Genomic DNA, 15,238 nt, shown 5'->3' on the forward strand with positions numbered 1-15,238 from the left:
GGCTTCTCCAAGACCGGGAACTATGACTCCTTGCCGCCAGCCCCGCCTCCGTCCTTCCTTCCTGATGGAACACCAATTCGCGTGGAACGGCCATCGCACGGCCGCCTGATGAGCTACACCTTCGAACGCATGCGGGACGGGGTGCCAGAAATGAGAGTGGATGTCTCTCCGGGAAGGAGATCTGCCCGCAATGGACGCACATGCGTGAGGATGATTGAGATTTTCTGATTTCAGGGAGGAAACCGACATGCCTAGTCTCACCCCGCAAGCCCAGGCCGTCATCGACGCCTTCGGGCAGCAACCCGGCGTCACCCTGGATCACTTGAACAACCTGCAAGCCGCGATCTTCGCTTCTCCGGTACTGATGCTACCCCGGTAGTCACCCGATATTCCCGGGCGTATCGTCCTCTTCAACCCCTCGATGCAACAAGGATGATCTGCATGCGACCACGCACCTCGCCACTCCTCTTGTCATCGCTTGTACTGGGTGCCTGCGCGCATGCCCCCGCACAAACGACGCTCGACCAGAATCCCGTCAAGGAGACACCCGCCATGGCCACGCCAACTGACCCCGACACTGCCGGAAAGGACACCTCGCCCATCACCCCGAAGCTGACTGCGGAACAGGCATTGACCCGATTGCTGGAGTTGATTCGCAGCAGCAGGTTTCGGAGCGACTTCACACCCGAACGCTTGAGCCAAGTCATGGGAGTGGATGTCAAAACCTTTTCGTCCGGCTATTACGGCTACGGCGAGCAGATAAGCGAGGATTGGTGGTATGGGTTCGAAATGCGCGAGGACCCGAAGTCGGGAGTTCCGTTTTCTTTTAGCTTCAACGAACCTCCGGGAAAATCACCCGACGTGACCGATATCTGCCAACCTGATTTTGAAGAGTTCTCGGCAGAGTTGGAGGCCATGGGCTTCTCCAAGACCGGGAACTATGACTCCTTGCCGCCAGCCCCGCCTCCGTCCTTCCTTCCTGATGGAACACCAATTCGCGTGGAACGGCCATCGCACGGCCGCCTGATGAGCTACACCTTCAGACGGATCAAGAATGGCCAAAGTGAAATGACCGTAGTCGTCCACCCTGGAAGAGCAGATGCCCGCACCGGACGCACATGCGTGTGGATGATTCAAGTTTTCTGATTTCAGGGAGGAAATCGACATGTCCAGTCTCAGTCCGCAAGCCCAGGCCGTCATCGACGCCTTCGGGCAGCACCCCGGCGTCACCCAGGATCACTTGAACAACCTGCAAGCCGTGATCTTCGCTTCGCCGGCACTGATCGACCAGATCAACGCCGCAGTAGCGGAGGGGCACCTCAAGGCGATCGTGCCGTTGACCCACCCCAATGCCGGTGGCGAGTACGACCCGCAGAACCAGGCCATGCGCCTGCCCTTGGACAGGCTAACCACGCCGCCTCCCGGGCCGGACCAAGCTGATACAGCACTGCACAACGCTGGTGAGATCACCTATGTGCTGGGCCATGAGCTACGGCATGGCTTCAATCGCATCGCCACACAGGAGGCACAGGCCAAGTTTTCCAACGACGTCCGGGGGATTGCCCAGAACGTCCCACCTCCTCGCGATTACACGGCCCCCGCCGCTGCCCTGCTGGCCCAGCACCGTCGTGACGAGGCGGGTGCGGAAATCGCCGGCTGGAACGCCATTGTCAGCCGGGTCAAGAGTGCGAATCCGAATCAAGATCCAAGTCTGCAGGAAATTTTCGAGGCGCAGCAGGGCCGAGTCAGGAACTTCATTGACCAAAGTCAGGACGGGCCGCCTTACACCTACACCCTCAAACCCAACCTGACCCTCAACCCCGACATGACGCTCAGCCCCAGTGCGGCCAATCTGGAGGCGATGGGGCAGAACTTCTTCGACAAAGTGGCGGAAAACACCAGGATCGGCCCGCTCGGCACTTCCGACTACGCCAACTACTACGGCCGCAGTGCGGTGAGCCATATCGCCCAGGTCGAGCGTCACTATCATCCGCCGCAGCCGGGCATCGCCACGCCGCAGATGGGACTGGATCTGTCGCAGTTGCGGTTGAGCGAGAAACTGCTGGAGGAGAACGGCATCGACCTGGGGCAGCACCAGCAGCCGCTGCCGTACTACGACTTCGGCAACCAGCCGCCCACGGCGCATCTGTTCCAGCACACCCTCGCCACGCACCAGCACGAGTTGCCCATCGCCACGGACATGCCGAGGTTCGACCCGGCCCGGGAGCGGTCGCAAACCGATCCTGCAGGGCATGACGCCAGCGCCTGGTCCCCGCAACGGCCTGAGGCCGCCCGCGACAACAGCATCGATGCCATTTTCGAGCGCCTGACCGATGCGGCCCTGCTTGGCGACCGCGAGGGCATGCGGGCGGCGGTGGAGGACTGGAAGCACTCGCCGGACGGCCGCCAGGCCGAACGCGAAGTCAGCGAGTACCTGGCCGCGCAGGCCCGGGCCGAAGCACAGGAAGCCGCACGAGTCCAGGCTCAGACAGGGCCGGTCCTGGTCCGTTGATCCCAAGGAGCTGCACATGACATCGGAAGAGTTGAAGCAACTGACGGTGCGCCTGGGCGCACTGGTACAGGAGTTGGAGCGACAACACCTGGCAAGCACGCAGCGCCTCGTGCAGACGGCGCAGGCACTGGACGCGTCCATGCGTCAGGCCAGGGAAGAATTGACGACGGCCATTCGCACCGAGGCGCGTGCGGCGACGGCGCAGGGGACCGCCGAGGCCGCCGATGCGTTTTCCCGCGCCATGGAAGATGCCATGCATGCGGCCCGGCACACGGCCGAGGAACTGCGCATCGAAAGTGAGCGACTGCGGCAGGACCGACTCTTCTGGGTCGCGATCGCCTTGACCGCGCTGGCGGTCGGCTCGCTGCTGACCGCAGGCGGCAGCAGCTATGTGGTGTGGAAGAACAGGCAAACGATGGAAAGAATCGAGTACCAGCTTGAACTGCAGCGACTGGCCGCGTCTGGCGTGCTCGTGCGCTGCGGCGACGATCTGTGCGTCCGCATCGGCAGCAAACCGCAGCGGCTCGATGATGAGTACGTCGTACTGCCGAAGCAGTAGGGCGCAACCGCTCCCGCCGGCCCCACAACGCAACATCCCGGCTTGCGCCGGGATGTCGGGCGATGCGGTGCGGTGCCGGCAGCGCCGGCGCCGCGCCGCGGTCAGTGCGCGCCGCGCAGGTCGCGCAACTGCGTGGGGCGGGACGCGAAGTAGGCCGCCAGGTCGGCGATCTGCTGGTCGCTGAGGCCGGTGGCCTGCGCCGACATCAGCGCATGGTCGCGGTCGCCATCGCGGTACTGTTGCAGGCTGTGCGCCAGGTAATCTCGATACTGCCCGCCGATCTTCGGATAGGTCGGGTCCAGCGGCTCGTTGCCGTCGGCGCCGTGGCAGTCGATGCAGGATTGGCCGGTGGCCTGGCCTTTTGCGTTGGCCTGCTGTTCGCCTTCGGCAATGCGGCCCTTGGGCAGCCCGGCCGAGGACGACGCGGCATGGCCTTCGGCGCCCTCTTCGGGCTGTCCGCCGCAGGCGGCCAGCACCAGGGTGGCGCCGAGGGCAAGGGCGAGGCGGGAGATCCGGGAGCGGTTGGTCATGGCGCGCCTCACTTCTGCAGGCCGGAGAGGAACGCCGCGATGTCGGCGATGTCCTGGTCGGAGAAGCTCTGCGCCTGCGCCTGCATCGTCGGATGCTTGCGCGTGCCCTTGCGGTACTCCTGCAATGCGTTGTTGAGGTAGACGGCCGACTGGCCACCGATCAACGGCACGTGGTAGTGCGGATAGATGTTGCGATAGCCCTCGACGCCGTGGCAGCCGATGCAGGTGTAGGTGAGCTGGCGGCCGGTATCGGCATCGCCGGTCAGCGCGGCGGGTGCTGCGGCTGCCGCGGCCGGGGCGGCCTCGGCTGCGGGGGAGGCGTCCTGTGCGTCCTGCGCGACCACTGCGTATGAAAGCGCGGCAAGGGCGAGGGTGGCGGCGATCGTCAACGGTCGCGTCATGTCGTGTTCCGCAATCCTGTTTGGCTGTTGGGGCTGGCTCGGGTTCCGGATCGTGCCGCCACGCGATGCGTCGGCGCGATATCGCGGCAGTATAGCTTGCGGTCAAGCGGCTGTTAATGATCCGTTCCCGCGGTGGCGTCGAGCCCGGGCGAAAATATCGCGGGGATCGCATCCGGCACCTGACACAGGTGCCGCATCCGGGCGGACCGTTTTCGCGGACGCCGCCCGAATCGGGTACCGGCGTTTCCTCTCTCGCGGCGACCACGCCGCTCGTCACCATGACCTCTGGCGGATGCGACCGCCCGGTTTGGTGATATACCTTGCTACAACACCATAGGGGCCAGCTTCACCATGTCGACTCAACGTGTCTTCCACGGCGTCCGCCTGCTTCCGATTGCCGCCTTGCTGGCCTTCACGCTCGCCCTCGTCGGCTGCAAGGGTGGGGGTGACGCCGAGGCCAAGGAGGCCGACAAGGGGCCGGATGCAGTCCCGGTGGAGGTGACCCAGGTCGCTCGGCGGCCCATCGCGGCCAGCTACGCCAACACTGCCAACCTCGAGCCGGTGGCCGAGTCGCAGGTGGTCGCCAAGACCTCCGGCGTGGCGCTGCAGGTACTGGTGGAGGAGGGCCAGCAGGTGCGCGCAGGCCAGGTGCTGGTGCGCATCGACCCGGACCGTGCGCGCCTGCAGGCCGCCCAGAGTTCGGCGCAGTTGCAGAAGCTGGAGGCCAACTACCGCCGTGCGCAACAGCTGGCGGCGCAGCAGATGGTGAGCGCCAACGACCTCGACCAGTTGCGCTTCGACCTTGAGAACGCGCGCGCGGTGAACCGCCTGGCCAACCTGGAACTGTCGTACACCAACGTGGTTGCGCCGATTTCCGGCGTGGTCGCGTCGCGCTCGATCAAGTCCGGCAACTTCGTGCAGATCAACACGCCGATCGTGCGCATCATCGACGCGTCCCGCCTCGAGGCCACGCTGGACGTGCCCGAGCGCGAGATCGCCACGCTCAAGCCCGGCCTGCCGGTGCGGCTGCAGGTCGACGCGCTGCCGGGGCGGACGTTCGAGGGCCTGGTGGATCGCGTGGCGCCGGTCGTGGACGGTGGAAGCGGCACGTTCCGGGTCATCTCCGCGTTCGACGGCAGTGATGCGCTGCAGCCGGGCATGTTCGGGCGCCTGCGCATCGACTACGACCAGCGCGCCAATGCATTGACCATCCCCCGCCTGGCGTTGCTGGACGACGAGGGCGAACCGGCGGTCTATGTGGTCCGCGACGGCAAGGCGGTCCGCGTGCAGGTGGCGCTGGGCTACCAGGATGGTGCCTTCGTGGAAGTGCGCGAGGGGCTGGCCGAGGGCGACGCGGTGGTCACCGCCGGCAAGGTGGCGCTGCGTGACGGCAGCGCGGTGCAGGTGATCGGGCCGCAGCTGGCGGACGCCGCGGGCGCTGCCGTTGGCGACGGCAACGGCGAACTGCAATGAACCGGATTGAAGACGACATGGCTGGCGCCCACGCGGGCCCCGGTCCGGGGGAACGCGCCCGCGGCGGCCTGATCGAGTTCTCCACCCGGCGCCGCGTGACCGTGGCGATGGTGACGATCAGCCTGCTGCTGTTCGGATGGATCGCGCTGGGCAACCTCAAGGTCAACCTGCTGCCCGACCTCAGCTTCCCCACGCTGACCGTGCGCACCGAATACACCGGCGCGGCACCGGCCGAGATCGAGACCCTGGTCAGCCAGCCGGTGGAAGAGGCACTGGGCGTGGTGAAGGGCCTGCGCAAGATGCGGTCGGTCTCGCGCACCGGGCAGAGCGACGTGGTGCTGGAGTTCGCCTGGGGTACCGACATGGACCAGGCCAGCCTGGAGGTACGCGACAAACTGGAATCGCTGCGCCTGCCGCTGGAGGTCGCGCCGCCGGTGCTGCTGCGCTTCAATCCCTCGACCGAGCCGATCCTGCGCCTGGCGCTGGCGGCGAAGGGCGAGGGCGATCCGGTGCGCCAGCTCACCGAGCTGCGCCGCTACGCCGACGACGACCTGAAGAAGAAGCTCGAACCGGTGCCTGGCGTGGCCGCGGTGCGCGTCGGCGGCGGGCTGGAAGACGAGATCCAGGTCGAACTGGACACCCAGCAACTGGCGCGGATCGGCCTGCCGGTCGAGAACGTGATCCAGCGCCTGCGGCAGGAGAACGTGAACCTGTCCGGCGGTCGCCTGGAACAGGGCACGCAGCGTTACCTCGTGCGCACGGTGAACCAGTTCGCGGGCGTGGAGGAAATCCGCAACATGCTGGTCGCCACGCAGTCGGCGGACACCGGCGCCAGCAGCGGCAACAGCGAGGTCGCGCGCATCGCCGCGGCGTCCGGCGATGCCGCGGTGATGGCCGCCGCGATGGCCTCACAGGGCAGCACCGGCAGCAATGCCGTCGCCGACGGGCGCGCCGTGCGCCTGCGCGACGTGGCCCAGGTGCGCCAGGGGTATCGCGAACGCGAGTCGATCATCCGCCTCGATGGCCGTGAAGCGGTCGAGCTGGCGATCTACAAGGAGGGCGACGCGAACACCGTCGCCACCGCCGATGCGGTGCATGCGCGCATCGCGCAGTTGCAGAAGGAACTTCCGCCGGACATCGAGTTGCGCGTGGTCGACGACCAGGCCAAGTTCATCCGCGCCGCGATCTCGGACGTCAAGTTCGACGCGGTGCTGGGCGGCACGCTGGCGATCCTGATCATCTTCCTGTTCCTGCGCAACGGCTGGAGCACGTTCGTGGTCGGGCTGTCGCTGCCGGTGTCGATCATCGCCACCTTCTTCTTCATGGACCAGCTGGGGCTGAGCCTCAACGTGATGTCGCTCAGTGGCCTGGCGTTGGCGACCGGACTGGTGGTGGACGACTCGATCGTGGTGCTGGAAAGCATCGCCAAGGCCCGCGAGCGTGGCATGGGGGTGCTCGAAGCGGCCATCGCGGGTACGCGCGAAGTCAGCATGGCGGTGGTGGCGTCCACGCTGACGCTGATCGCGGTGTTCCTGCCGCTGGTGTTCGTCGACGGCATCGCCGGGCAACTGTTCCGCGACCAGGCGATCACCGTGGCATTGGCAGTGGCGATTTCACTGGCGGTGGCGATGACGCTGATCCCGATGCTCAGCGCACTGAAAAGCGATTCTTCGCTGCGTTTCGCCGACGAGCCGCCGCGCGAGCGCTGGCGCCCGCGGAAGGTTTGGCAGAAACCCTTCGCCGCGGTGGTGCGCGGGATCGGTGCGGTGCTGTACTGGCTCTGGTTCGGCATCGCATGGGTGCTGGTGCGTGCGTGGCGCCTGCTGGTGGCTGTCGTTGGCCCGGTGATGCGCAAGGCCAGCGACCTGGCGATGAAGCCCTACGACGCGGCCGAACGCGGTTACCTGCGCTTGCTGCCGGGCGCATTGCGTCGGCCGGGGCTGGTGCTGGGCGTGGCGGGTGCCTGTTTCGTCGCCACGCTGGCAATCGTGCCGATGCTGGGCACCGACCTGATCCCGCAGCTGGCGCAGGATCGTTTCGAAATGACCGTCAAGCTGCCACCCGGCACGCCGCTGCGTGAAACCGACCGGGTGATGCGCGACGTACAGGCCGGGCATGCGGACGATGACGCCATCGATGCGCTCTTCGGCTACAGCGGATCCGGAACGCGGCTGGACGCCAACCCGACCGACAGCGGGGAGAACGTCGGCAAGCTGACGATCGTGATGGCCGATGGTGGCAGCCGTGCGATCGAGGCTTCGCTGACCGAACGGCTGCGCGACACCATGTCGCGCATCCCGGGCGTGCAGGTCGATTTTAGCCGACCGGCACTGTTCAGTTTCTCCACGCCGCTGGAGATCGAACTGCGTGGCCAGGACCTCGACAGCCTGGCCGTGGCCGGCCAGCGCATAGCCGCGCTGCTGCGCGCGAACCCGCAGTATGCGGACGTGAAATCCACGGTCGAGCAGGGCGCGCCGGAGATCCAGGTGCTGTTCGACCAGACCCGCGCCGGCGCGCTGGGCCTGACCACGCGCGACGTGGCCGATGCCGTGGTGCGCAGCGTGCGCGGCGAGGTGGCGACCCGTTACAACTTCCGCGACCGCAAGATCGACGTGCTGGTGCGCGCACAGGAGGACCAGCGTGATTCCGTCGAGGCGATCCGTAACCTGATCGTCAATCCGCAGGCCGCGCGTCCGGTGCGGCTGTCCGCGGTGGCGGACGTGGTCGCGACCACTGGCCCTTCCGAGATCCACCGCGCCGACCAGGTGCGCGTGGCGGTGGTGTCGGCCAACCTGCGCGGCATCGACCTGGGCACGGCGGTGTCCGACGTGCGACGGATGGTGGCCGAGAACCCGCTGGGTGCCGGCGTGTCGATGCACATCGGCGGGCAGGGCGAGGAGCTTTCGCAATCGATCGCGTCCCTGCTGTTCGCGTTCGCGCTGGCGATCTTCCTGGTCTACCTGGTGATGGCGTCGCAGTTCGAATCGCTGCTGCATCCGTTCGTCATACTGTTCACCATCCCGCTGGCGCTGGTGGGCGCGGTGCTGGCGTTGCTGGTCACCGGCAACACGATTTCGGTGGTGGTGTTCATCGGCCTGATCCTGATGGTGGGCCTGGTGGTGAAGAACGCGATCATCCTGATCGACAAGGTCAACCAGCTGCGCGAGGACGGCCTGGCCAAGGCCGATGCGATGGTGGAAGGTGCGCGTTCCCGCCTGCGCCCGATCATCATGACCTCGCTGTGCACGGTGTTCGGCTTCATGCCGCTGGCGCTGGCCTTCGGCGAAGGCGCGGAAGTGCGTTCGCCGATGGCGATCACCGTGATCGGCGGCGTGATCGTGTCCACCCTGCTGACGCTGGTGGTGATCCCGGTGGTCTACGACCTGATGGACCGCCGTGGCGACGACTGGTACCGCGAACGCGGCCGTCGCGCGCGTGGCGTTCTGGAAGGCGGAGATATGGATGCGCGCGGAGTCGAACCTGCATGAGCATTGCCGAGCTCAGCCTGCGCCGCCCGGTCACCACGGTGATGCTGTTCGTGTCGCTGTTCGTGGTTGGCCTGATCGCTTCGTTCCGGCTGCCGCTGGAAGCGCTGCCGGACGTGTCGGCGCCGTTCCTGTTCATCCAGCTTCCCTACGAGGGTTCGACGCCGGAGGAAGTGGAGCAGAACGTGCTGCGCCCGGCGGAGGAGGCGCTGGCGACGTTGAGCGGCGTGAAGCGCATGTTCGCCTCGGCCAATTCCGAGGGCGCACAGGTGTTCATGGAGTTCACCGACTGGGACCGTGACGTGGCGATCATCGCCTCGGAGGCACGCGAGCGCATCGACGCGATCCGCGGCGACCTGCCCGACGACTTCCAGCGCTACTTCGTCTTCAAGTGGTCCACCGCGGATGCGCCGGTGCTTCGCGTTCGCCTCGCTGGCGACACCGACCTGACCACCGCCTATGATCTGATCGATAGGCAACTCAAGCGCAGGATCGAGCGCGTGCCCGGCGTGGGGCGCGTGGAGATCAATGGCGCGCCGCCGAACGAGGTGGAGATCGCGATCGATCCCGAGCGCCTCAATGCGCACGGCCTTGAGCTCAATGCGCTCGGCCAGCGCCTGCAGACGCTCAATTTCTCCGTGTCCGCCGGGATGGTGGAGGACGGCGGGCGCCGGTTCCGGGTGCAGCCGGTGGGAGAGATCGCCGACCTCGAGCAGTTCCGGCAGTTGCCGTTGAACGACCGCGGGCTGCGCCTGGGCGATGTCGCCGACGTGCAGCTGCGTCCACAGCGGATGAACTACGGACGTCGCCTCGACGGGCGCTCCGCGGTGGGGCTGGACATCTTCAAGGAGCGGGACGCCAATCTGGTGGAGGTGGCGCGCGAGGCGCTTGCCGAACTTGACCGTGCCCGCACCGAACCGGGCCTGGAAGGCATCGACGTCAAGGTCATCCAGAACATGGGCGAGGAGGTCACGGGCTCGTTGCTCGAGCTGGCCGAGGCTGGTGCCATTGGCCTCGCGCTGTCGATCCTGGTGCTGTTCTTCTTCCTGCGCCACTGGCCGTCGACGCTGATGGTCACGCTGGCCATCCCGATCTGCTTCGTGATGACGCTCGGGTTCATGCACTTCTTCGGCGTGACCCTCAACGTGCTGACGCTGATGGGGCTGTTGCTGGCGGTCGGCATGCTGGTCGACAACGCCGTCGTGGTGGTGGAGAGCATCTACCAGGAGCGCGAGCGGCATCCGGACCGCCCGGTGTTCTCTTCGATCCTCGGCACGCGCAACGTAGCCATCGCACTCTCGGCGGGCACGCTCAGCCACTGCATCGTGTTCCTGCCCAACCTGCTGGGCGAGACCAACCAGGTCAGCATCTTCATGGCGCAGATCGCGGTGACCATCACGATCTCGCTGCTCGCTTCGTGGCTGGTCGCGGTGAGCCTGATCCCGATGCTCTCCGCGCGGATGAAGACGCCGCCGGCGGTCTCCAACCCGGCAGGCCTGATCCCGCGCATGCAGCGCGGCTACGGCCGGCTGTTGCGCTGGACGCTGGAACATCGGGGCTGGAGCGTGCTGGGCATCGCCCTGATCGTGGCGATCAGCGTGTTGCCGATGACCAAGACCAGGTTCGACATGTTCGGCGGTGGAGACGGTGGCAACGAAGTCACCATCTACTACCAGTGGAAAGGCAGCTACAACAAGGAGCAACGTTCGCAGGAAGTGGCCCGGATCGAGCAGTTCCTGGACGGCAACCGCGAACGGCTTGGCATCAGCCAGGTGTACTCGTGGTTCAGCGAGCAGGGCGACTCGGGCACGGTCGTGACCTTCGGCGGTTCGAAGGTGGACCTGCGTGCGAAGAGCGACCTGCTGAGTGCGGAGTTGCCGAAATCCGCACGCGCCGAGGTGGGCGTCCGTGGCAGCGGGGGCGGCCAGGGCGGTGGCGGGCAGGGCGGCCAGAACGTGCAGGTGCTGCTGGTCGGCGACTCGTCACAGGTACTCCGCGAGCTGGGCACGGACATCGTGCCGATGCTGGAGCGACGCCCGGAGCTGCGCGACGTGCGCATCGACGATGGCGACACCAACCAGGAGCTGATCGTACGCGTCGACCGCGAGCGTGCGGGCGCCTATGGCTTCAGTGCGGAACAGGTGTCCAGCTTCGTCGGCATGGCGCTGCGCGGCAGCCCGCTGCGCGAGTTCCGCCGTGGCGAGACCGAGGTGCCGGTGTGGGTGCGGTTCGCTGGTGCGGAAGGCTTTACCGAGGCGGACATCGCGGGCTTCATGATCCGGTCGCCGGGGGGCCAGACCGTGCCGTTGATGAGCATGGTGGATCTCGTGCTGGTACCGACGGCCACCCGCATCTCGCGCACCAACCGGCAGACCACGCTGGCCATCCAGGCGAACCTCGAGGGCGATGCCACCATGCCGGACGCGCGTCGGGCGATGGAGGCCACGCTGGCCTCGGTGGCATTCCCTGCTGGCTATGGGCACAGCTTCGATGGCAGCGGCTTCGAGGAAGACCAGCAGGCGATGCAGCAGATGCTGTTCAACCTCGTGCTGGCCCTGCTGATGATCTACGTGCTGATGGCGGCGGTGTTCGAGTCGCTGCTGTTCCCCTCTGCCATCATGAGCTGCGTGGTGTTCTCGATCTTCGGCGTGTTCTGGCTGTTCTGGATCACCGGTACCGCCTTCACCATCATGGCGCTGATCGGCGTGCTGGTGTTGATGGGCGTGGTGGTGAACAACGGCATCATCATGGTCGAGCACATCAATACCCTTCGCCGGCGCGGGATGGCGCGCACCGATGCGCTGGTGGAAGGCAGCCGCGAACGCCTGCGTCCGATCCTGATGACCATGGGCACGGCGATCCTGGCGATGATCCCGATCTCGCTGAGCAGCACCGTGGTGCTGGGTGGCCTGGCCTACTCGCCGATGGCGCGTGCGGTGGCCGGCGGCCTGGCGTTCTCGACGGTGGTCAGCCTGCTGTTCCTGCCGACGATCTATGCGCTGCTCGATGACCTGGCGAATGGCACCCGCCGCCTTCTCGCCGATGCCCGCATGCGCCGCTCGCAAAAGCAGCTGCTGGAAACGACATGATCCCAGACGCCGTCATCGATGCCTGCCTGCAGGCGGCCGTCGTGCTGGGCCTCGGCCTGGCCGGTGCGCTGCATGCACCCCGGCATTTCCGTTGGCGCTGGCTGCTGGCGGCAGCGGGATTGATCGTGTTGCACGACGCGCTGCTGCTGCGCCTGTACGGACTGGTGCCGGAACTCGTGGCCGGGGCGCGCTGGAACTGGACCGGCAAGTGGCTGGCCACGCTTGCGTTCCTGGCGATCGCGGCCCTGCCGATGTTCGGATGGCGCCGGAGTGGCATCACCCTCGCGCAGGCAAAAGGCGCGGGCCTGGGTTGGCTGGTGTTCGCGGTGCTGGCGATCGGGTTGTTGGCCGCGGGCGCCTATTACGGCGACGGCCCGGCCGATGCCGGCACCATCGCCTACCAGTGGACGATGCCCGGCATCGAGGAAGAACTGTTCTATCGCGGCGTGCTTCTTCTGGCGCTGAACGAGGCCTTCCGCGCACGATGGAGGGTGCTCGGGATCGAGATCGGCTGGGGCGGGGTGCTGTCCTGCGTGGCATTCGGGCTGATCCACGCGATGGCCTATCGCGATGGCGCGGTGTCGTTCGAGTGGGGCGCGTTCCTGGTGACGGGCGTGCCCGCCGTGGTGCTGCTGTGGCTGCGCGAGCGCACGGGCAGCCTGCTGGCGCCGGTGCTGGCGCACAACGTGGTCAATGGCGCGTTCGTGATCTTCTGAAGCAGCGCGGCTGGCTCAGCCGAACACCTTGCCGAACACGCGGATGCCCGCCACCCAGACACCAATGCTGGACCCGAGGTTGGTCAGCACGAAGTTGAGCAGGGTGCGCGACACCCGGTTGCGGTACCAGCCGCCGATCGCCTGTGCATCGTCGCGCAACGTCATGAAATCGCCGTACGCGGGCTTGCGCAGGTGGGCCTCGACCATCGCACTGAACAGCCCCGGCGACAGGCCGGGGGGGCGGATGGGTTTCAGCGGCGCGGCAATCGCCGAGACCAGTACGCTCAGTGGATGGCCAGCGGCCAGCACGGTACCGAGTGCAGCGAATCCCGCGGTGAACACCACCCACTGCACCACCAGTTCGCGACCCAGCTCCGCGCCGCCCTGGTAGTAGCCCCAACCGATCGCGGCCGCGATCAGCACCATGAAGCCGGTGGTGATCCAGCGCATCAGGTGCGACTTCCGCACGGCTTCCAGTTCGTCCCGGACGGCGGCCGGAGGCGAATCGTCGTGTTCGAGGTGGCGCGCCAAACCCGCCAGGTGCCCGGCGCCCACCACGGCAAGCACGCGCTTCGCGTCGGCGGGCACCTCGCGCAGGCGCGCGGCCATGTAGCGGTCGCGTTCGGCGATGACGGCCTCGTAGAGCGCCGGATTGCTCTGCGCGAACTCGCCGAAGCTCGATTCCAGGATGTCGCCCTGCTTCAGCTTTTCGATCTCGTCCTCGTCCATCTCCTCGCTGCTCAGCAGGCCCACCATCAGGCTGGCGATGAACTTCAGGTTGCCGAAGAAGCCGAGCTTGCCGAAGGCGCGGCGGAAGGTCAGGCCCACGTTGCGATCGATCAGCTCCATCTTCAGGCCGCGCGCTGCGGCCAGTGCCACGGCACGCTTAAGCTCGGCACCCGGCTCGATCCCGAACTGTTCGGCGATCCTGCGCTGGTACGCACCCAGCGCCAGGTTGGCGGCGAACAGCGCGCCGTGGCCCTTGCGGATCACGTCGACCAGGTTCAGCCGCGCCAGCGCGTCCGGATCGTTCAGGGCCTGCAGCCGCTGGCTGTCCAGTTCCACTGCAACCGTATCGAAGTCGCCGCTCGTGATCGCGTGCTCCACCGCATCCACGCTGGTCCGCGACACGTGTGCCGTGCCCAACAGGGTGTAGTGCACGCCGTTGCGTTCGACGATGGCGTGGGGCTGCGACTGCCAATGGACAGGCATGCCCTGTGGATCGGGATCGACGTCTTGCAAGGTATTCGTGTCCTGCGGAACGGGAAGGGGGCGCAACATGCAGACGGCGCCATGAGGCGCCGTTGCGTGTGATGGAACGTGATCGCTGGAAGCTAGGTTAGTCGCCACGTCCAGTTGAAGGAAGTGCCGCGGGCTCGCTGTGCGGCACGTGGTCGCAGCGGGTTCAGCAGCGGGCGTGGCTCAACCCCGAGCGGGCATAGTCGTGGTCCAGCTCTCCACGCGCATCGGCTGGAACGCCTCGCGTCACCGACGCTTCCGGCATCATGAAGCCGACGATGCGTGCGACGGTGCCTGGGTCGCGCAAGAGCCGACGGTGGCCGAGGCCATCCGTGGCTAGCAGGTTGGCACCAGGCCACGCCGATGCAACCGTCTCGCCGTTGAAGAACGGTACTTCGCGATCCTCTCGATCATGCACGACCAGCAGCGGTGGAAGTTCGCGCACCCCCGGCAGCGCCGGTATGTCGAAATCCTCCCAGGCGCGTGCAAGGCGTCGTTCGGCTTGTTCCCGGAAGGCGGCGGCGACCGCGGCGCTGGCCCCGACCGTACTCGCAAACGGTTCGATCGCAGCGGAAGGCAGTGCGAACGGTGCGACGAACGTCATGCGCCGTGGCCCTTGCCAGCCATCGCGCAGGGCCAAGGCGGCCACTGCGCAGCCGCCGGAGTGGGCGATCAATCCAGCCAATGGGCCGGTCGATGCCGCCACCACGCGCAGCGCATCGACGATTTCGATGAAGGTCACCCGGTTGCCCCCAAGCCGGCTCGGACCGGAGGCGCCATGTGCTGGGGCATCGAACATGACCACGCGGAAACCGGCTTCGAGCAGCGGCGGCACGAAGGCGTGCATCTGTGCACCGTGCCCGCCCCAGCCATGCAGCAGCAGCACGGTCGGGCCCGCGCCCCAGGACCAGGACACGACCTCGCGGCCGTGGACACGATGCGTCTTGCGTTCGCCTCGCGGCAGCCAGTGCCGCGCATCGGGCCGTGGCCGGGTGCGGGGCGCGGTGAACCAGATGCGGTCGAAAAGACGCACGGCCGAGGCCGGATGCAGCCGGCTCAACATGTGCATCGCGCTGCGCAACAGCCGCAATTTCCAGTCCCGCCTAAGCCATGCCGCTTCGGCCGCTGCGGGCGAGGCGACCGCTTCCAGATCCGGGGAAGTTGCCGCGGCGTGCACGTCATTAATACGAACGGTCGTGCTAATTTCTTGGAGTGAAGCATCCATCCGGATCTC

General features: G+C 66.7%; 12 protein-coding genes. 8 read left to right on the forward strand and 4 right to left on the reverse strand.

Annotated features, from left to right (window positions below; translation table 11 throughout):
* Positions 1–247 precede the first annotated feature (247 nt).
* From E2F46_RS17800 to E2F46_RS10300, 4 genes are all read left to right on the forward strand, one after another.
* Positions 248–379 (forward strand): hypothetical protein, encoded by a 132-nt coding sequence (locus tag E2F46_RS17800; protein ID WP_279512684.1) that lies wholly within the window; start codon positions 248–250, stop codon positions 377–379.
* Positions 380–441: 62 nt separating this feature from the next.
* A complete protein-coding gene (locus E2F46_RS10290; protein WP_133322008.1) occupies positions 442–1,146 on the forward strand; it encodes a hypothetical protein in 705 nt (234 codons plus the stop codon).
* A gap of 19 nt (positions 1,147–1,165) precedes the next feature.
* Positions 1,166–2,512: a hypothetical protein gene (locus E2F46_RS10295; protein WP_133322009.1), complete on the forward strand. Its 1,347-nt coding sequence runs from the start codon at positions 1,166–1,168 to the stop codon at positions 2,510–2,512.
* A gap of 16 nt (positions 2,513–2,528) precedes the next feature.
* Complete coding sequence (locus E2F46_RS10300) at positions 2,529–3,071, forward strand: hypothetical protein (protein WP_133322010.1); 543 nt, start codon at positions 2,529–2,531, stop codon at positions 3,069–3,071.
* A gap of 101 nt (positions 3,072–3,172) precedes the next feature.
* On the opposite strand, the gene E2F46_RS10305 is transcribed toward E2F46_RS10300, so the two are convergent.
* Together E2F46_RS10305 and E2F46_RS10310 are read right to left on the reverse strand one after the other, a co-directional pair.
* Entirely contained in the window at positions 3,173–3,601 is a 429-nt protein-coding gene (locus E2F46_RS10305; protein WP_133322011.1) for a c-type cytochrome, read from the reverse strand.
* A gap of 8 nt (positions 3,602–3,609) precedes the next feature.
* Positions 3,610–4,002 (reverse strand): c-type cytochrome, encoded by a 393-nt coding sequence (locus E2F46_RS10310; RefSeq protein ID WP_133322012.1) that lies wholly within the window; start codon positions 4,000–4,002, stop codon positions 3,610–3,612.
* 351 nt (positions 4,003–4,353) lie between these two features.
* On the opposite strand from E2F46_RS10310, the gene E2F46_RS10315 reads away from it, so the two are divergent.
* Genes E2F46_RS10315 through E2F46_RS10330 form a run of 4 tightly spaced genes read left to right on the forward strand, consistent with a single transcriptional unit; the run spans position 4,354 to position 12,765 of the window.
* Positions 4,354–5,475 (forward strand): efflux RND transporter periplasmic adaptor subunit, encoded by a 1,122-nt coding sequence (locus tag E2F46_RS10315; RefSeq protein WP_133322013.1) that lies wholly within the window; start codon positions 4,354–4,356, stop codon positions 5,473–5,475.
* Between the two features lie 17 nt (positions 5,476–5,492).
* Entirely contained in the window at positions 5,493–8,963 is a 3,471-nt protein-coding gene (locus E2F46_RS10320) for an efflux RND transporter permease subunit (RefSeq protein WP_133322152.1), read from the forward strand.
* Positions 8,960–12,049, forward strand: coding sequence for an efflux RND transporter permease subunit (locus E2F46_RS10325; RefSeq protein ID WP_133322014.1), 3,090 nt, complete (start codon positions 8,960–8,962; stop codon positions 12,047–12,049). Before E2F46_RS10320 ends, E2F46_RS10325 begins: the two co-directional genes overlap by 4 nt.
* On the forward strand, positions 12,046–12,765 hold the full coding sequence (locus E2F46_RS10330) for a CPBP family intramembrane glutamic endopeptidase, BDIM_20840 family (RefSeq protein ID WP_133322015.1): 720 nt from the start codon (positions 12,046–12,048) through the stop codon (positions 12,763–12,765). Before E2F46_RS10325 ends, E2F46_RS10330 begins: the two co-directional genes overlap by 4 nt.
* Before the next feature lie 15 nt (positions 12,766–12,780).
* On the opposite strand, the gene E2F46_RS10335 is transcribed toward E2F46_RS10330, so the two are convergent.
* Both E2F46_RS10335 and E2F46_RS10340 read right to left on the reverse strand, forming a co-directional pair.
* Positions 12,781–13,977, reverse strand: a complete 1,197-nt coding sequence (locus E2F46_RS10335) for a TraB/GumN family protein (RefSeq protein ID WP_133322016.1) — start codon at positions 13,975–13,977, stop codon at positions 12,781–12,783.
* Between the two features lie 193 nt (positions 13,978–14,170).
* A complete protein-coding gene (locus E2F46_RS10340) occupies positions 14,171–15,064 on the reverse strand; it encodes an alpha/beta hydrolase (protein WP_165967434.1) in 894 nt (297 codons plus the stop codon).
* Between the last annotated feature and the right edge of the window lie 174 nt (positions 15,065–15,238).

This window comes from Luteimonas aestuarii, from assembly GCF_004357985.1.
Taxonomy (GTDB): Bacteria; Pseudomonadota; Gammaproteobacteria; order Xanthomonadales; family Xanthomonadaceae; genus Luteimonas; species Luteimonas aestuarii.

What these genes read in the sequence shown, in the direction of transcription:
- E2F46_RS10300 (WP_133322010.1), top strand. Translation starts at nt 2,529, where the DNA reads ATGACATCGGAAGAGTTGAAGCAACTGACGGTGCGCCTGGGCGCACTG.
- E2F46_RS10330 (WP_133322015.1), top strand. Translation starts at nt 12,046, where the DNA reads ATGATCCCAGACGCCGTCATCGATGCCTGCCTGCAGGCGGCCGTCGTG.
- E2F46_RS10320 (WP_133322152.1), top strand. Translation starts at nt 5,493, where the DNA reads ATGGCTGGCGCCCACGCGGGCCCCGGTCCGGGGGAACGCGCCCGCGGC.
- E2F46_RS10290 (WP_133322008.1), top strand. Translation starts at nt 442, where the DNA reads ATGCGACCACGCACCTCGCCACTCCTCTTGTCATCGCTTGTACTGGGT.
- E2F46_RS10315 (WP_133322013.1), top strand. Translation starts at nt 4,354, where the DNA reads ATGTCGACTCAACGTGTCTTCCACGGCGTCCGCCTGCTTCCGATTGCC.
- E2F46_RS17800 (WP_279512684.1), top strand. Translation starts at nt 248, where the DNA reads ATGCCTAGTCTCACCCCGCAAGCCCAGGCCGTCATCGACGCCTTCGGG.
- E2F46_RS10305 (WP_133322011.1), bottom strand. Translation starts at nt 3,601, where the DNA reads ATGACCAACCGCTCCCGGATCTCCCGCCTCGCCCTTGCCCTCGGCGCC.
- E2F46_RS10310 (WP_133322012.1), bottom strand. Translation starts at nt 4,002, where the DNA reads ATGACGCGACCGTTGACGATCGCCGCCACCCTCGCCCTTGCCGCGCTT.
- E2F46_RS10295 (WP_133322009.1), top strand. Translation starts at nt 1,166, where the DNA reads ATGTCCAGTCTCAGTCCGCAAGCCCAGGCCGTCATCGACGCCTTCGGG.
- E2F46_RS10335 (WP_133322016.1), bottom strand. Translation starts at nt 13,977, where the DNA reads ATGCCTGTCCATTGGCAGTCGCAGCCCCACGCCATCGTCGAACGCAAC.
- E2F46_RS10325 (WP_133322014.1), top strand. Translation starts at nt 8,960, where the DNA reads ATGAGCATTGCCGAGCTCAGCCTGCGCCGCCCGGTCACCACGGTGATG.